This window comes from Flavobacterium sp. (assembly GCF_036405015.1).
Taxonomy (GTDB): Bacteria; Bacteroidota; Bacteroidia; order Flavobacteriales; family Flavobacteriaceae; genus Flavobacterium.
This window is the reverse complement of the sequence record NZ_DASWYK010000145.1, coordinates 35,318-51,301: the sequence shown is the minus strand read 5'-3', so window position 1 is coordinate 51,301 and position 15,984 is coordinate 35,318. Positions and strand designations below refer to the sequence as shown.

Genomic DNA, 15,984 nt, shown 5'->3' with positions numbered 1-15,984 from the left:
GACTAAGCCAATTCCTCTTAATTATATTTTTCATAATTTTGGATTGATTTTAAATGATTTAATTTCGATACGTCGTTTAAAACACAATACTAAATCGGGAAATACTGGTACTATTTTCCGATTTTCTTTTCTTGTATTTCTCAATAGAATTACAGCTTCACTTCATAAATTGGTTTTTAGTTGGTTAGTAAATTAGTTAGTTAGTTTATTTTTATAAGCCTTCCTTCTTTCGTATAAGTAAAGCCCTGAATTTTACTCATTGTTTCCAATACCTTTTCTATACTTTCAATATTCTTATTAAAACTGGCATTGAATTTTTTATCTAAAATATCTTCTCTATTATTTTCGATAGTAACATTATAAGTTCTTTCGAGTTTTATGATAATATCTCTAAAAGCTGTTTTTCTGAAAACAATTTCACCGTTTATCCATTCTGTATAAAATCGCGTATCGACTTGGTCAACAGCAATCTCAGTGTTTTTACTATTCCAAGTTCCTTTTTCACCTGGAACCAACATCGCTTTCTTATTTGCATCATTAGCGTCACACAACTTAACCGAACCTTCAATCAATACCGTATTAATATCAGTGTCTTCTTTGTATGAACTCACATTAAACTTTGTTCCTAAAACCTTCACATCAACCCCTCTTGTTTTTACAATAAAAGGATGCGCTTTGTCTTTAGCGACATCAAAAAAAGCTTCTCCGTCCAAAACTACTTCTCTCTTAAACCCTTTTATAAATTGAACAGGATATTTTAAAGAAGAACCCGCATTAAGATTGACCATTGTACCATCTGAAAGTGTTACTTTAAACGTTTTTCCGTATGGAATTTTAATTTCATTGTAAACCAATTTATGCTTTGATTTATCTGAATGATAATTGATTTCGTTATTTTTTTGAGATGCAACTACTTCTCCGTCTTTCTTAATTATTTGCTGTTCTCCGTTTGGACTTAAAATCTGAATATCTCCATTTTCTAAAACCAACTGAATGGCATCTGAAGGAACATCTATTTTATTTTGTTTACCATTTTCATATTGAAAAAGATAAACCAAACCCAGCAGACAAAGCAAAACTGCGGCATATTGAAAAATATTTCTCCAATTAATTACGACTGTCTTTTGATCTGCATTTAATTTTTCTTTTAATTCTTCCCAGTTTTCATCAGTATCTATCGATTCTGCATAAGACAATGCTTCTTCTAGTAATCCATTGCTCTGAAGGTTCTTTATTAATTCCTGCTCTTCTGGAGACAGCGATGCTATTTTAGAATCATCAAAGCTTCCTTCAGACCTTATTTTCCTGAGGACATTAATCAAATTTGAATTTTCAATCATTGTTTTTTTATCTAGTGGTTTTAATTATGTTAGGAAAAAAGTTTTTTAGGGTGACAACAAATCAAAATTTTTTGATTTTTTTTACACATTACAAAAAAAAACTAAGTTTTTATTTTACATTTGACACTATGTAATCCATTACAAACGAATAAATGATATTTGAAGATGTTGAATTATAAAGATTTTAAAACATTCGAAGCCTTATACAAAGAGCATTTTGTCTTTTTTTCTTTGGTATCTTTTAACATTGTAAAAGACAAAGATGCCGCAAAAGACATTGTTCAGGATTTTTTTACCTATCTCTGGGAAAAAGAAGAAACGCTAAACTTCACCATTTCATTTAAAGCTTATGGAACAAAAGCCATCAAAAATTTAAGCCTTCAATATTTAGAAAAAAATAAGACTATAAGTTTACAGACCAAAAAAATAGCCCTTCAAAAATCTGAAGAGCAAATTATTTTCGAAAACAACGAAGAAAATAAAAAACCTAAAATTCAAACTTTAGTAGAAAAAATTCCTCAAGCCAGAAGAGAAATCTTCATCTCGCATGTTGTAGAAGGATTGAGTTATGCAGAAATTGCCGAAGACCAAAACATTTCCATAAATACAGTCAAAACACAAATGAAAAGAGCTTATGCCTCTTTGAGAGAATCACAAAATAATGCTGCTTTAAATTTCATCCTCTATTTCATATGGCTAATAAAATAGCGTATTTTTGCTATATAAAATTTCCATTTTGAATCACACACTTTACAAAAACACAAAAATATCCTACTCCGACAACGGAAAAGGAAGCACAATCGTTTTACTTCACGGCTTTCTTGAAAACAAAAAAATGTGGACAGAATATGTCAATTTGTTTTCAGAAAAACATCGAGTTGTAACCATCGATTTATTAGGTCATGGCGAATCTGAATGCTTGGGATATGTTCATGAAATGGAAGATAATGCCCATGCCGTTAATCAGGTTTTAGAACATTTAAAAATTGATAAAGCGACAATCCTCGGACATTCTATGGGCGGTTATGTGGGCTTGGCTTTCGCCGAATTATACCCAGAAAAGATCCAGAAATTAGTTTTGCAAAATTCAACTTCAAAAGAAGATAGTGCCGAAAAAAAGCTCAACAGAACACGCGCAATCAAAGCTGTCAAACAAAACTATACAACATTTGTAAGCTTGGCAATTGCTAATCTATTCAGTGAAAACAATAGAGAAAGATTAGCTAAAGATATTGAAAAAGTGAAAACTGAAGCTTTAAAAACCCCTTTACAAGGAATTGTTGCTTCTTTGGAAGGAATGAAAATAAGAAAAGACAGAGAATGGCTTTTACAAGAAAACCGTTTTCCTGTTTTATTGATTTTAGGAAAAAAAGATCCCGTTTTAAACTACGAAGAAAGTCTTTCGCAAATCGAAGACACAACAGTAGAATTAATTTCTTTTGAGGACGGACACATGAGCCATATCGAAAACAAAGAATCTTTGAAAACTGTTTTATTAAATTTCTTTGAATAAAAATCTAACTCTCAAAATCGAAAAAGGCCATTTCGAACCTAAGTTGAAATAGCCTTTTTCTCATTGTTGGGGGCAAAATGTTTTTATAACTTTGATGTTATATCTTTTTTGTATTTAGACAAAGTCGCTCTTGTTAAACCAAGATTTGCTTTTGTAGAATCTACAGCTAAGTAAATAAAATATCTTCCATCTTCAGAAACATCAATAATATGAATTTGATCTGTCAATGTAATTAAAATATCATTAATTTTCTGATTTAATCCTAAAGCTCTAAGAGCGTTCAATTTAGCTTTTACTACTTCTAAGTTATAAGCAGAAGCCAATTCTGGATCAAAATCAGGTCTTACAGTTAACGAGCAATAAGACATTCCTGTTTCAACTTCAGTAACAGAAACAGCGATAAATCCGTTAACATTTTCCTTTAAATCGTTTTGAAAATTTTGTAAAAAATCTGACATGTTTATTAAATGTTGGTTTTAAAATTAATTACTAAAAACAGAGTCCATCTTACGAAGTAATAACCCCATTTTACTTAAATCTTTAGAAAGTAACGCAATACAGTTATCATCTTCACTTTTAGTCGCAACAACAATTCCGTCGTTGTTTTTGATCATAACTTGTTTAAGATCTCCGTTATTTACGTCTTCAGACATTTCAAGGCACATCTTTAAGATCATACCGATCATTGCTGCAACATTCCCGTCGTATTCTAAATTAACAGACTCGTTTAAGATTCCATCAATATTAAAACTCAAGCCAGATTCTGCTCCAGTCTCTTCTACTAGTGTTTGTAAATCAATCATATTCTTTTATTTGTCATGTTTTGGAAGCGGCAAAGATATTTCAATAATGGTAATTGCTCGATAAACACTTGTTAAAAAAAGAAGAGATATAACCTCCTGAACGACTTTTATTTATCATCTAATTAATCGTATTTTTTTGAGGAAAATATTTAAAAAAAATTAACATAAAAAACATATTGTATTAAAATCGTAACATTTCGCTTCATAAAATTCATTTATAAAATTAACATTTGCAGAAAGTTGCATTTGCAAAAAGTTTTTATATAGCTTTGCAAAAAAATCATTCAAATGAAAACTGTTGACGAATTACGCTTTGACCTAAATGTAAAACTGGAGAAGTTTAGAAGATTTCGTATTGAAAACGGACACATCAATAATACGACTTCTGGAGAAAAATCAAAAAAAGGTTTCTTCAAAAAAATATTCAGCTAAAAGCTCTTAAAAAACAGCCGGACTTGCAAGATAACCATTTTCAAAAAGTTCGGCTTTGTTTTTGATTATCTGCAACTTACCTTCTTTTAACAATCGCAGACCTGTGGAAATTTTCAAAACATTTTCATAATTATGATCTGTAATCAGAATTCCTTTTTCTTTAGAATTCTCCTCAATTAATTCGGTTACTACCTCGATCATTTTTGGCGATAAACCATTAAAAGGTTCGTCAAGCAGAACAAATTTTGAAGTATTAAAAAGAACAAGTTTTATTTGTAAATATCTCAATTCACCAAAAGAAAGATTTCTGATTTTTCTATTTAAAAGAGGTTTTACAAAAACATCTTCACAAAAAAAAGTCACTTTTTGTTTATCGATAGCCAAACGAATTGTCCTCATTACGGACAAATGATTTGGAATGAATTGATTTTGATACAGATAAGCAATTTCATTTATTAAATCAGAAGATTTATTCTTAGAAACTCCATCAATAAAAACACTTTTATCTGAAACTGGCAAAAGGCCACATATAATTTTAAGCAAGGTTGATTTTCCCGAACCGTTTCTTCCAAACAGACCAATTATTTCACCTACTTCAATTTTCAAATAAATATCCGAAAGTATCGTTTTTAGACCGAACTTTTTTCGAATACCGCTCACTTCAATTACATGTTTTTTCAAAATATTTCCAGAATAAAGATTACCGTCAAAACAAACACTAAATTCAATAAAAAAGCAGACAATATCAATCTGTTTTTTGAAATTCCATTGTTAGAATAAAACAAATATTCATTTTTCCGATAACGCTCTTTAAACAAAATACTAAAGAAAAAGCCTATTGTGGCAAACGCAAATAAAAAATAATCCAGGCTTCCTAAAAATAGCCCTAACAAAGAAAACGAACAGTTCATGATCAATGTCGTTTTATAAAATTCGAATATGTTGCTTACTTTTCTCATTAAGCAACTTATATTTTTTCTTCGAAAGGAATGTTAACATCCAAAATTTCACTTAGCAAATTAGCAATTTCATCCAAATAGGAATTCAATATTTCTGAAGTCACTAGAGCCGTCAATTCTTTTTCCTCTTTATAACCAAAAGGCAAAAATCCTGATTTTAAATTTTTAAAAGAAATAATCCCCACTTCAATAGGCAAATTTCCAGCTTCTTTTTCAAACATAAAGGCATAAGCCAAAACTTGGATAATTTTATCATTTTTAAGCTCCTGAGTCAATCCGTTCCATGTTTTCAATACCACATTAGACTTCTCCACTTTTCCGGTCTTATAATCAATAATTCTGATTTTTCCATCTCTTCGCTCAATACGATCGACATTTCCTTTAATCAAAACAGGAAAAGGCAATTTTGGATGAACAAATTCACGCTCAAAAGTTTGCTCCAAAGCAACAATCTGAATCGCCTCGTTATTTTTCACAGCATCCAATTCCATTCTTAAAAAGTTCGCCACATTTCGTTTGGCCACTTCAAAAGCCAGAAGATTACGACCTTTTTTGATCTCACCTTCTTTATACACCAATTTAAATTGTTTTAAAACTTCTTCATCCAAAAGTTTAAAACAATTTAAAAGATCGTTTTCAGAAACAAACTTTCCTATAAACGGAGCATATAGAGCCTTTAATGTTTCGTGAATAATTGTCCCAAGAGTATTCAATGCAATATTCTCCTCTACTTCTTCAACTTCTCGAATTCTCAATATTTTTTGAAAATAAAATTCAATAGGATTTCGAATATAACTCGTCAATGCCGATGGTGAAAAACCTGTTGTCGCAATTTCTTTTAACCGTTCCATAACCATTTCTGATTTCGGAACAGAAAGAGGCTCGTAAGCCGTATTAGGCAAAACAGGATTGTAGATATCAAAAGTTATATTATGATTTCTTTGCTTTTCGACTTCAAGCTGTGTAATAAAACGACTTCTTTCTCCAGCATCCAAACCATCGTTTTCAGTATTGTAAATCAAGTAGATATTTTTCGCTCTTTGCAATAAATGATAAAAATGGTAGGTATAAATCGCATCTTTCTCTTTAAAAGTCGGAAGACCTAACTCTCGCTTAACATCATAAGGAATAAATGAATTCTGCGATTTCCCAGCAGGAAATTTCCCTTCATTCATTGAAGTTATAATAACCGTTTCAAAATCTAGCACACGACTTTCTAAAACCCCCATAATCTGCAGGCCTCGCAATGGCTCTCCTTCAAAAGACACTTCTGCCAAATCTATAATTTGTTTATAAATAGCGTGGAGCGTATCAATATTATCAATATGATTATGCTTAGAATAATAATTTATAAGCTTGTTAATTACTTTAAAAACTCCATATACGAATGCTTTGGCAATTTTTTCTTCTTCATTATCATTACTAAAATGCTCTTTAATCGTGATCAATAAAGCCGAAATAGTATTCAAAACAGCAACAGAACCATTCTCCCATTTTTCAAACAAAAGATTAAAGAATTTCGATTGACTCGGATGAAGTTCTAGAATTTTTTGATGTGTAATAAACGTATAATTATTCTCTTTAATAACCCTAACTAATGACTGGGCATTTGCATACGGTTCAACCAAAGGGTGCGTCAAAATATCGAGAACATCTTTGTAATACAAAACATAACTACTTCCTTTTCGCGAAAGCGCGTTTGTATGCATTTTAAACAATTTCGCAATTAAAATCTGGGACGGATTATTTTTACCAGAATATCCCATCGTTATATTCAACGCACCAACAGAAGAAGGAAGCGAATATAAAACCGGAACCAATAAATTCTCCTCTCCCAACACAACCGCCACTTTATCTAAAGACGCATTAGGATTTTCATTAATCAGATCTTCTATAATACTTCCTGCTAATTTTGCCTGTCCGATAGTTTTCGGAGTTCCAATAATCTGAATATTCTTTGATTGAGAAAAATCATCAACAATCCATTCAAAAGGATGACCTTTATAATGCTTCCAGCTTTCTTTAAAGCGCCTTAAAAAAAGTCCAGCATCATGATACGGGTCGTTTAAGAAAGACTGATCTGCATCCCAATAAATTCTAGCTTGATCAAGCGCGAGTAAGTGTTGCATTATTTTTTCTTCCGCAGCGTTTAAAGCATTAAACCCTGCAAAAATAAAAATGCGATTCCCAATAGTGTTAGAAAAATGATTTAAATTATTTACAGCTTCACGATACACCAACCCCTGATAACCGATAGATTTAAACAACAAATGATTATAAAGAGATTCGTAGTACAAAGGAAGTAACTTCCAGAAATCGATATAATTTTCCAAAAGTTTAGTTTTCTGATCAACCTCTAATCCCCATTTTTTTATGTCTTCAATGTCTTTTAAATATGACAAAACATGAGACGAATCTAAAAGATAGCGATCAATTTCATTAAAATCCTGCAAGAGCGTTTTTGCCCAGTTTGCAAACAATTCAAACGATTGTTGGTTTTTCTTTTCTGTAACAGATAAATACACTTCATAAAACTCAAATAAAAGCTCAATTGAATCTATAGAACGAATAGACGCAACGTCTTGTACAAAATCTTCAATACTTGTAATTTCTGGGGCAATAATTGTTTTAGCAGTCTCATTTTTAAGCGCTTCAATCAAAAAAACTTTTGCTCTTTTATTAGGAAGAATTATGGTTATTTGAGAAAGTTTCTCAGCATAATCCTGAATTACGACACCAGCAATTTTTTGAAGAAAAGAAGTATTTACCATAGTATAAAAATAAAAAAAGCCATTCAATTAAGAATGGCTTTTCATATTTATTTAGAAAACTAATTATAGTTTACCTTGGTATTTAGAACCAATGTGTCTAATTTCAGTTCTTCTGTTTTGAGCTTTACCTGCAGCAGTTTTGTTACTTGCAACTGGTTGAGAAGCACCAAATCCTTTAGCTTCTAAGTTATCTGGGCTTACACCTCTTTCAACTAAAGCGTTCAACACAGCGTTAGCTCTGTCTTCAGAAAGTTTTTGGTTGATTTTAGCAGAACCTGTACTATCTGTGTGTCCTTCGATAGAGAATTTCGCGTTTGGATAGTTTTTAAGGATTTCTTTAATAGCATCTAATCTAGCTGGAGTTTCTTTGTCACCAGTTTTGAAAGTAGCTTTTCCTGAGTTGAAGTAGATTGCTCTAGCTTGAACTTTAAGATCTTCTAATGCAGCAGAAGTTACTTCTGGACATCCTCTGTTACTTGCAGGACCTGGAACTGTAGGACAGTCATCATCTTTATCAGCAACACCGTCTTTATCAGCGTCTAAGAATGGACAACCACCGTTTTCTTTAGGACCAGCAACTGTAGGACATTTATCGTCTTTATCAGCGATTCCGTCACCGTCAGTATCAGGACAACCTTTTAAAGCAGCTAAACCAGCAACATCTGGACAAGCGTCATCTTTATCAGCAATTCCGTCTCCGTCAGTATCAGGACATCCGTTTAATGCAGCTAAACCAAATACATCTGGACAAGCGTCAGAAGCATCAACGATTCCGTCACCGTCAGTATCAGGACATCCGTTGAATTGTTTTAAACCAGCAACATCTGGACAAGCATCATCTTTGTCATAGATTCCGTCTCCGTCAGTATCTTTACCTCCGAATTTGAAAACTAAACCTGCAGTGTGTTGGAAGTGAGATGGAGCATCTGGAACACCAGCTGCATCTTGTCTGTCTCCACTAACTGCCCATTTGTATCTTGTAGCAAGCTCAAGACCAATAGCGTCTGTAAACCAAAAAGTAACACCAGCACCTGGGTTAACAGTTCCATAACTGCTATCTCCGAAGAAAGTATAACCTCCACCAACAGATAACGAAGGATCAATCACTTTAGATTTGATTAATTCTTGGAAGCTATATTTGATAGTAGCATCAATTCCGTAGTACATTAAGTCACCAGGATTTGTTACAACATTACCTCTTCCGTCATGCCCTGGAGCAGCTGGATTAAAAGTAACGAATTTATCAATTTTGTTTACAGATCCTTGTAAACCAACAGAGAAACCACTACCAACATATCTATTTACTCCAATGTAAGATAGAGAAGGAAGAATATTCCAGTTGTCTTTTACTGCGAATGGTTGAGAGAAGTGCTGATCAAAAAATCCACTTCCTGCTCCAGAACTTGTTCTTGTATCCACAGCATTAACCCCAAAAGAGATCGCCCATGGATTGTTGCTATCTTGCGCGTGAGCATTTAAACCCATCGCCATCAAAACAGCAACTAAAAGTTTGTTAAGATGTTTCATACTTAATTTTTTTAATTACAATTTAGTTAATTACAAGCAAAAGTAACACCAAATTTTTTAAATACAAAATGAAATGTTAAAAAAAACCTACAAAAATTTGACCAAAGTGGTAATTATATAACTTTTAACATTTTACCGACAACTGTAAACGCGTTTATAGCCTTATCCAAATGTTCTTTTTCGTGTGCCGCAGACAGCTGAACACGTATTCTAGCCTTATCTTTCGGAACCACTGGAAAGAAAAATCCAATAACATAAATTCCTTCTTTTAAAAGTTCATTTGCCATTGTTTGTGACAATTTTGCATCATATAACATTACCGGAACAATAGCAGAATCTCCATCTATGATATCGAATCCAGCTTTCTTCATACCTTCTTTAAAGTAATTAGTATTCCATTCTAATTTATCACGTAATGTTGTATCTTTTTCTAATAGTTCGAAGACTTTTATTGAAGCGCCAACAATCGAAGGAGCCAAAGAATTTGAAAACAAATAAGGTCTTGACCTCTGGCGAAGCAATTCTATAATTTCTTTTTTTGCTGTAGTATAGCCTCCCATTGCTCCACCTAAAGCTTTACCCAGAGTTCCTGTAATAATATCCACTCTTCCCATTACCCCTTTTGCTTCAAGGGTTCCTTTCCCTGTAGCTCCAATAAAACCTGCTGCATGACACTCGTCAACCATTACCATTGCATCGTATTTATCAGCAAGATCGCAGATTTTATCTAAAGGCGCAACTAAACCATCCATAGAAAAAACACCATCTGTTACAATTAATTTAAAACGAGCTCCGGCTTCATTTGCTTTGATTAATTGCTGCTCCAGATCTTCCATGTTGTTATTTTCATAACGATAACGCGCCGCTTTACACAAACGAACCCCATCTATAATAGAAGCATGATTTAAGCTATCCGAAATAATTGCATCATTCTCTCCTAATAAAGGTTCAAAAACACCTCCGTTTGCATCAAAAGCTGCCGCGTACAAAATTGTATCTTCTGTACCATAAAAATCAGCAATCTTTTTTTCCAATGTTTTATGAATATCCTGAGTTCCGCAGATAAAACGAACAGACGACATACCAAAACCATGCGTATCCAAAGCATCTTTTGCAGCTTGTACTACTTCCGGATGTGATGAAAGCCCTAAATAGTTATTAGCGCAAAAGTTTAAAACCGTCTCTCCTGTTGAAATTTTAATTTCAGCTCCTTGTGGAGACGTAATGATTCGTTCCTTTTTAAAAATTCCATTTTCTTCGATTGTCTGCAACTCACTCTGCAGATGTTCTTTTATTTTACCGTACATTTTTTTATTTATTTAAAATGTTAAAAATTAACAACTTAACAAATATTAAGCTTCGTTTTTTCTTTAACATCTGATTAATTTTTTCACAAATTTACTACTTCAATTTGCGCCCCTATATACACCAAAGCCTTTTTTAACACTTTATATCCTAAATCCTCAATCGCATCTTGATATTCCTGAATTTGTTGCTGATATTTTGTATTTACTGCACCAGTTTTATAATCCAACAAGAAGGCCTCTTTATTTTCCAAAAAAACAACTCTATCTGGTTTTAAAATTCTTCCTTGTTTTTGCACAATGGTCTGCTCATTTAAAACAGTATGGCTTCCATCAAAACAAATTTCCAGTTCGGGATGACTTACAATTTCTTTCAGCGTTTCTAAGACCTGATGAACCTGATCGTAAACAATCAAACCATTTTCGAGTGCTTTTATTACAGCTAGATCGATATCTGATTTATCTTTTACAAAAGCCAAAATTTCGTGTACTATATTCCCATAAGAGATCGCTTCCTGTTGATGTGTTCCCCACATTAAAGCTTCGCGCTGAGCAATTTTAATGTTTTTAGGATTCAAAACTTCTCTTACAATCGGAATTGGTTTTACTAAATCAACCGTTCTTGAAACTTTCGAAAGCCTAGTTTTGTTTCCGAATTCGTAATTTAATTTCTCTTCATCATAAACTCCTTCATGAATCAAGAATTTAATAAAAAACGAAGCCATATTATTTGGATACTCTCCATCTTTCCTTGCTTGAAGAGATTGAGAAATCACATACAACTGTTCTTCTGCTCGAGTCAGCGCCACATACAAAACATTAATATTATCCAGAAGTTCTTCTTGCTTTTTCAGGTTAAAAACAGCCGATGCGCTTTCACCAAAACTTTCCACAATACTACTATTATCAACTAATGCTTTTGGCACTCCTAAATCAACTTCTTCTGTATCAAGCCACAATTTATCTTTCGGTTTTCGATTGTAATCTTCATCTGCAAAAGGCATGATTACCACTGGAAATTCCAATCCTTTTGACTTATGAATAGTCATAATACGAACAGCATTATTCCCTTCTGGGGACGGAATACTAAATTTCTCTGCATTTTTATCCCAGAAAACCAAAAAATCAGCTATTCCAGATTGATTTCTAATATCTCTTTCTAAAACTATATCCAAGAAAAACTGAACATATGCATTTCCTTCCGAAGGAAGAATAAACTTAGCAATTACAATTTCGACAGCTTCGTAAAGTGATTTCTTTCGAACATCTTTAAAAGAAAAAGAAACATCAAAAGTTAAAAGCCAATCTTCAAATTCTTTTTCAGATTTATAACTCATTCCCATCGCTATAAAATCATGAATCGGCATTGACAAATCTTTTGTTGAAGCTAAAAAATGAAGAAAATTTGCCTTTGATTCCAAATCAGCACTATTACTCAAATATCGAAGCAAATGAACAATCAACCGAACTTCTGATGCATTCTGAACCATTAAAGTTTCTGAAGACAAAAGCGGAATTCCTTGTTCTGTCAAATAATTAGCGATAGCGATTCCCTGCCCTCTTTTTCGTGTCAGAACAACAATGTCTTTATATTCAAACCCTTGCCCTACGACTTCTTGAATTGTATTTAAAGTCGCCAACACATACAAATCAGATTTATCAACTCCTTCGTCATCATCGGTAAATTCATTTTTATCTGTGATGGGAAGAAAAGAAATATTTACATAACCGCCTTGTTTCGAATTGATATTCTGAAAACTGTGATTTTCATATAAATCTTTATAATCTTCATTTGTAAATTCGGCCGAAATCAGCTTAAAGAAAGCATTATTAAATTCAATAACCTCGCTATAACTTCTATAGTTTGTATCTAAATGTTTTACTTTTTTTTCATGATGAAAAAAAGCAACCTCATCTTTACTTAATTCAATAAATTGTTCTGCTTTTCCTCCGCGCCAGCGATAAATAGATTGTTTAGGATCTCCAACAATCATCAGCGTTCCTTTATTTCCTAAATCATCTAAACCTGAAAGCGAGTTATCAATAAGCGGAATCAGATTCTGCCATTGCATTTCTGAAGTATCCTGAAATTCATCAATAAAAAAATGACGATAACGCTCTCCCAAACGCTCATAAATAAATGGCGCAGGCTGATTCTGGATTTCGCGGTGAATAATAGCATTGAATTCAGAAATCGACAAAATATTTTGTTCAGACTGAATTTTCGCCAATTCATTACTTACTGTATTAAGCAAAGAAAGTGGCGTAATATTTTTTAAAAAAGCTTTATAAAAATCTCTTTTTTCAAAGTTTTGATAAACCTCTTTTAAAATTTGAAGTAATTCTGGAATAATATTTTCAATTAACGCACGGTCTTTTGCCGTTTTGTTAATTGCAATATCTTCGAATTCGTGAAAAGTTTTATTCTTAGGATTGAATTTCCCGTCCCGAATGCTTTCTAAATGATTTGGAAAAGTTCCTCTGGAAAATGATTTTAGATCGATTCCGTTTTTATCAATTAACTCAATTGCTTTAAGAGCCAAACCGGCGTTAGTATCTTCCAACTCTTTGCAGAGCGCCTGCATTTTCTTTTTAATCTCAACAAACTCTCCAATTGTTTTATCTTGAAAGTGTAGAATTTCATTTCGATTATTTTCATTCAAAACCAGCCTTCCTGTATCCAGAATTTCTCGCGAAACATCCCAACTTTTATCGTCATCTGTTTTTTCCATTGTAAAATCGATGAGCAGTTTGGTCAATGTTTCATCCTCTCCGGCTTGCGCAATAATGGCATCAACAGCTTCAACCAATAAATTTTCAGTATCCAAAGTAACCTCAAAAGTCATTGGAAGATTTAAGTCATGAGCAAAAGCACGAATAACTTTATGAGTAAATTTATCGATGGTAGAAATATCAAAAGCTGCATAATTATGAATTAAGTGCTTTATAATCTGTTGTGATTTTGTTTTGATTTTAATTATCGAAAGTCCTGTGTCGCGAGCCAGATCTTCCATTAAATCAACAGCCTTTGGAGAAGGATCATCTTTTGCAAATTCAGACAAATTACCAACAATACGACTTTTCATTTCATGAACCGCCTTGTTGGTAAATGTTATCGCTAAGATATTTCGGTATGCATCATTTTTTGGCGAAGAAAGAATAATTTTCAAATACTCTTTTACCAATGTATAGGTCTTTCCTGATCCTGCAGAAGCATCATAAATAGAGAAAGACGGACTTTGCATAGTTTGATTTTTTGTATCGTAAAAATAACACAATAATATTAAACCTCAAAAATGACAAATTCCAAATTCCAATATTCACTGCAAGCAGATATTGGAATTTGGAATTCTATTATTTTAAATTAATTTAGTTGTGTTTTGGAAATGCTTTTTTATTGAAAACTAAAAGTATTCCTACTCCAGTTGAGATTGCCATATCGGCAACATTGAAAATAGCATTAAAAAAAGCAAAGTGTTTACCTCCAAAAATCGGAAGCCAAGTTGGAAGTTCACCTTCCCAAATTGGAAAATAAAACATATCTACGACCAAACCGTGAAACCATGTTCCGTATGGAACTGGAGAAAAGATAGTGGCTAAATTGTGCGTACTATCATCAAAAATAACTCCGTAGAAAACAGAATCAATAATATTTCCTGCTGCTCCCGCAAAAATCAAAGCAATAGCAACTATTAAATAAGTTGACTGACGCTTTTTTACCACATCAGAAAGCCACCAGCCAATTCCGAAAACGGCAAAGATTCTAAAAACTGTCAAAATTAGTTTTCCATATTCTCCAGGAATTTTTGTTCCCCAAGCCATTCCTTCATTTTCAATAAAATGAATTCTAAACCAGTCAAAAATCACCACTTCTTCTCCAAGAACAAAATTGGTTTTGACATAGATTTTAGAAAGCTGATCAACAATTAAAACTAGAAATATAAGGAAATACGCTTTTCGTAATGACATTTTATAATTTTTTGATGGGCAAAAATAACAATTTAATCAAAAAAAACGCTCCTAAGGGAGCGTTAATTGTTTTCTAATAAAACTAAACTGATTTTAAGTGCTAATCTAAACCAGATAGTTTATTTTTTCACAGCAGCTTTTGCTGGCGTTTTCGGACTGTCGGAGAAAAAATCTGAAATAGACTTGAATATTCCTTTGCTTTCTTTTCCGGCAGCAAGCTTCTTCGCTTCACCTTTTTTCACATCAGCCTTAAACTTAATGCGTAGTTTTTCAAAATCTTTCATTCTGCGCTCCACATCAGAATTTACCTCTTTGAATTTCAGTACTTTAGCCATAATGTAAGTTTTTTACAGTAAATAATTTAAATTATTAATGATTTGGTATTACAATGATACATAATTTAATTTATATTTGTTAAAGAAAATTAACACTTGTTTAGGATGATTCAAAATTAATTTTCAAAATAAATACCAAAACAAACTAAATTTAACGTTCCTCCCTAAATCCTACAAAATCATGAATGAAATTACAACTACACTAAACGACTTTCTTGTAAGCACAAAATCTACTGCAGCATTAATCTTAAATGGCAAAGGAAAATTAATCACTTCCTTAAATCTTGATTATGGAGATAGTATCGCCGCAATGAGCGCAGCTATCTTATCAATGAGCGAAAAATTTCTAATCGATTTAGAAAAAGGCTCTTTAAAGCAATTATACCTAAAAAGTGCAGAAGGCGTTATTGTTGGAAACAAAATCAGTGGTTCCAATTTTATTGTTGCTTTTTCTAAAGAAGGAAGCAACCTTGCATTATTGATGCGTTCTACAGAAGAAGTATCTGCTGAATTAAGCAAAAATTCCCTATTGAAATAACATAAATCTATTAACAAACAAACCCAAATGACTATGAGTAATGATTTTTTAAACGTGTTTTTAAATGAAATGAAAACTAACGTTAACGGCTTTATTGCTGTCGCTGTAACAGAAATTGAATCTGGATTAAGTTTTGGAAATTTAACAATTGACCCAAGTTTTGACCCAGAACTTGCCGCAGCTTATAACTTAGAAGTTGTAAAAGCAAAATTAAGCGCCGTAAAAGCTCTAAACTTAAACCAGGATATCGAAGATATTTTGATTACATTATCTAATCAAATTCATATAATTGATATTTCTCCAAATAAAAAGTTCATGATCTACCTTGCAGCCGACGCTTCAAAAGCAAATTTAGGTATGACAAGAGCTATATTAAGAAAACACAAAGCTGACGTTGAAAAAAACCTAGCTTAATACGTTTTCAAATATAAAAACCAAAACCGCCTTTTGTAAGGCGGTTTTTTTATTATCATTTAATAGCTAAAGCTCAATT

General features: G+C 32.5%; 16 protein-coding genes. 6 read left to right on the top strand and 10 right to left on the bottom strand.

The genetic code is table 11. The features are described 5' to 3' along the window. Window positions 1-196 (top strand): hypothetical protein (locus tag VGE71_RS11245; RefSeq protein WP_331138410.1); only part of this gene is annotated, 196 nt, incomplete at its 5' end. Window positions 197-200: 4 nt separating this feature from the next. On the opposite strand, the gene VGE71_RS11240 is transcribed toward VGE71_RS11245, so the two are convergent. After that, entirely contained in the window at window positions 201-1,340 is a 1,140-nt protein-coding gene (locus tag VGE71_RS11240; RefSeq protein ID WP_331138409.1) for a FecR family protein, read from the bottom strand. 165 nt (window positions 1,341-1,505) lie between these two features. Between VGE71_RS11240 and VGE71_RS11235 the strand changes: the two genes are divergently transcribed. Next, complete coding sequence (locus VGE71_RS11235; RefSeq protein WP_331138408.1) at window positions 1,506-2,048, top strand: sigma-70 family RNA polymerase sigma factor; 543 nt, start codon at window positions 1,506-1,508, stop codon at window positions 2,046-2,048. Between the two features lie 28 nt (window positions 2,049-2,076). After that, a complete protein-coding gene (locus VGE71_RS11230) occupies window positions 2,077-2,853 on the top strand; it encodes an alpha/beta hydrolase (protein ID WP_331138407.1) in 777 nt (258 codons plus the stop codon). A gap of 83 nt (window positions 2,854-2,936) precedes the next feature. Here the strand turns inward: VGE71_RS11230 and VGE71_RS11225 are convergent, their stop codons facing one another. Together VGE71_RS11225 and VGE71_RS11220 are read right to left on the bottom strand one after the other, a co-directional pair. Then, window positions 2,937-3,311, bottom strand: a complete 375-nt coding sequence (locus VGE71_RS11225; RefSeq protein WP_144217032.1) for a hypothetical protein — start codon at window positions 3,309-3,311, stop codon at window positions 2,937-2,939. 24 nt (window positions 3,312-3,335) lie between these two features. After that, on the bottom strand, window positions 3,336-3,656 hold the full coding sequence (locus tag VGE71_RS11220; protein WP_331138406.1) for a hypothetical protein: 321 nt from the start codon (window positions 3,654-3,656) through the stop codon (window positions 3,336-3,338). Window positions 3,657-3,944: 288 nt separating this feature from the next. On the opposite strand from VGE71_RS11220, the gene VGE71_RS11215 reads away from it, so the two are divergent. Beyond that, a complete protein-coding gene (locus VGE71_RS11215) occupies window positions 3,945-4,088 on the top strand; it encodes a hypothetical protein (RefSeq protein WP_186296610.1) in 144 nt (47 codons plus the stop codon). A 6-nt stretch (window positions 4,089-4,094) separates the two neighbouring features. Here VGE71_RS11215 and VGE71_RS11210 read toward each other — a convergent pair whose 3' ends face one another. From VGE71_RS11210 to VGE71_RS11180, 7 genes are all read right to left on the bottom strand, one after another. Then, window positions 4,095-4,769 carry an ATP-binding cassette domain-containing protein gene (locus tag VGE71_RS11210; RefSeq protein WP_331138405.1) on the bottom strand — a complete coding sequence of 225 codons (675 nt, stop codon included), beginning with the start codon at window positions 4,767-4,769 and terminating at the stop codon, window positions 4,095-4,097. A 286-nt stretch (window positions 4,770-5,055) separates the two neighbouring features. Continuing rightward, window positions 5,056-7,818, bottom strand: a complete 2,763-nt coding sequence (locus tag VGE71_RS11205; protein ID WP_331138404.1) for a PD-(D/E)XK nuclease family protein — start codon at window positions 7,816-7,818, stop codon at window positions 5,056-5,058. Window positions 7,819-7,881: 63 nt separating this feature from the next. Beyond that, a complete protein-coding gene (locus VGE71_RS11200; RefSeq protein ID WP_331138403.1) occupies window positions 7,882-9,345 on the bottom strand; it encodes an OmpA family protein in 1,464 nt (487 codons plus the stop codon). A gap of 113 nt (window positions 9,346-9,458) precedes the next feature. Beyond that, window positions 9,459-10,652: a glycine C-acetyltransferase gene (gene kbl, locus VGE71_RS11195; RefSeq protein WP_331138402.1), complete on the bottom strand. Its 1,194-nt coding sequence runs from the start codon at window positions 10,650-10,652 to the stop codon at window positions 9,459-9,461. Between the two features lie 83 nt (window positions 10,653-10,735). Beyond that, window positions 10,736-13,894: a UvrD-helicase domain-containing protein gene (locus tag VGE71_RS11190; RefSeq protein ID WP_331138401.1), complete on the bottom strand. Its 3,159-nt coding sequence runs from the start codon at window positions 13,892-13,894 to the stop codon at window positions 10,736-10,738. Between the two features lie 124 nt (window positions 13,895-14,018). Beyond that, complete coding sequence (locus tag VGE71_RS11185; protein WP_331138400.1) at window positions 14,019-14,618, bottom strand: lipoprotein signal peptidase; 600 nt, start codon at window positions 14,616-14,618, stop codon at window positions 14,019-14,021. A gap of 119 nt (window positions 14,619-14,737) precedes the next feature. Then, window positions 14,738-14,953: a hypothetical protein gene (locus tag VGE71_RS11180; RefSeq protein ID WP_144217016.1), complete on the bottom strand. Its 216-nt coding sequence runs from the start codon at window positions 14,951-14,953 to the stop codon at window positions 14,738-14,740. A 181-nt stretch (window positions 14,954-15,134) separates the two neighbouring features. Between VGE71_RS11180 and VGE71_RS11175 the strand changes: the two genes are divergently transcribed. Together VGE71_RS11175 and VGE71_RS11170 are read left to right on the top strand one after the other, a co-directional pair. Continuing rightward, window positions 15,135-15,491, top strand: a complete 357-nt coding sequence (locus tag VGE71_RS11175; RefSeq protein ID WP_091494460.1) for a roadblock/LC7 domain-containing protein — start codon at window positions 15,135-15,137, stop codon at window positions 15,489-15,491. Window positions 15,492-15,524: 33 nt separating this feature from the next. Then, window positions 15,525-15,905, top strand: a complete 381-nt coding sequence (locus tag VGE71_RS11170) for a hypothetical protein (protein WP_111425195.1) — start codon at window positions 15,525-15,527, stop codon at window positions 15,903-15,905. Window positions 15,906-15,984: the final 79 nt, after the last annotated feature.

Coding starts and splice junctions, on each gene's coding strand:
- VGE71_RS11175 (WP_091494460.1), top strand. CDS start 15,135: ATGAATGAAATTACAACTACACTAAACGACTTTCTTGTAAGCACAAAA.
- VGE71_RS11220 (WP_331138406.1), bottom strand. CDS start 3,656: ATGATTGATTTACAAACACTAGTAGAAGAGACTGGAGCAGAATCTGGC.
- VGE71_RS11235 (WP_331138408.1), top strand. CDS start 1,506: ATGTTGAATTATAAAGATTTTAAAACATTCGAAGCCTTATACAAAGAG.
- VGE71_RS11215 (WP_186296610.1), top strand. CDS start 3,945: ATGAAAACTGTTGACGAATTACGCTTTGACCTAAATGTAAAACTGGAG.
- VGE71_RS11190 (WP_331138401.1), bottom strand. CDS start 13,894: ATGCAAAGTCCGTCTTTCTCTATTTATGATGCTTCTGCAGGATCAGGA.
- VGE71_RS11205 (WP_331138404.1), bottom strand. CDS start 7,818: ATGGTAAATACTTCTTTTCTTCAAAAAATTGCTGGTGTCGTAATTCAG.
- VGE71_RS11225 (WP_144217032.1), bottom strand. CDS start 3,311: ATGTCAGATTTTTTACAAAATTTTCAAAACGATTTAAAGGAAAATGTT.
- VGE71_RS11170 (WP_111425195.1), top strand. CDS start 15,525: ATGAGTAATGATTTTTTAAACGTGTTTTTAAATGAAATGAAAACTAAC.
- VGE71_RS11185 (WP_331138400.1), bottom strand. CDS start 14,618: ATGTCATTACGAAAAGCGTATTTCCTTATATTTCTAGTTTTAATTGTT.
- VGE71_RS11240 (WP_331138409.1), bottom strand. CDS start 1,340: ATGATTGAAAATTCAAATTTGATTAATGTCCTCAGGAAAATAAGGTCT.
- VGE71_RS11200 (WP_331138403.1), bottom strand. CDS start 9,345: ATGAAACATCTTAACAAACTTTTAGTTGCTGTTTTGATGGCGATGGGT.
- kbl (WP_331138402.1), bottom strand. CDS start 10,652: ATGTACGGTAAAATAAAAGAACATCTGCAGAGTGAGTTGCAGACAATC.
- VGE71_RS11180 (WP_144217016.1), bottom strand. CDS start 14,953: ATGGCTAAAGTACTGAAATTCAAAGAGGTAAATTCTGATGTGGAGCGC.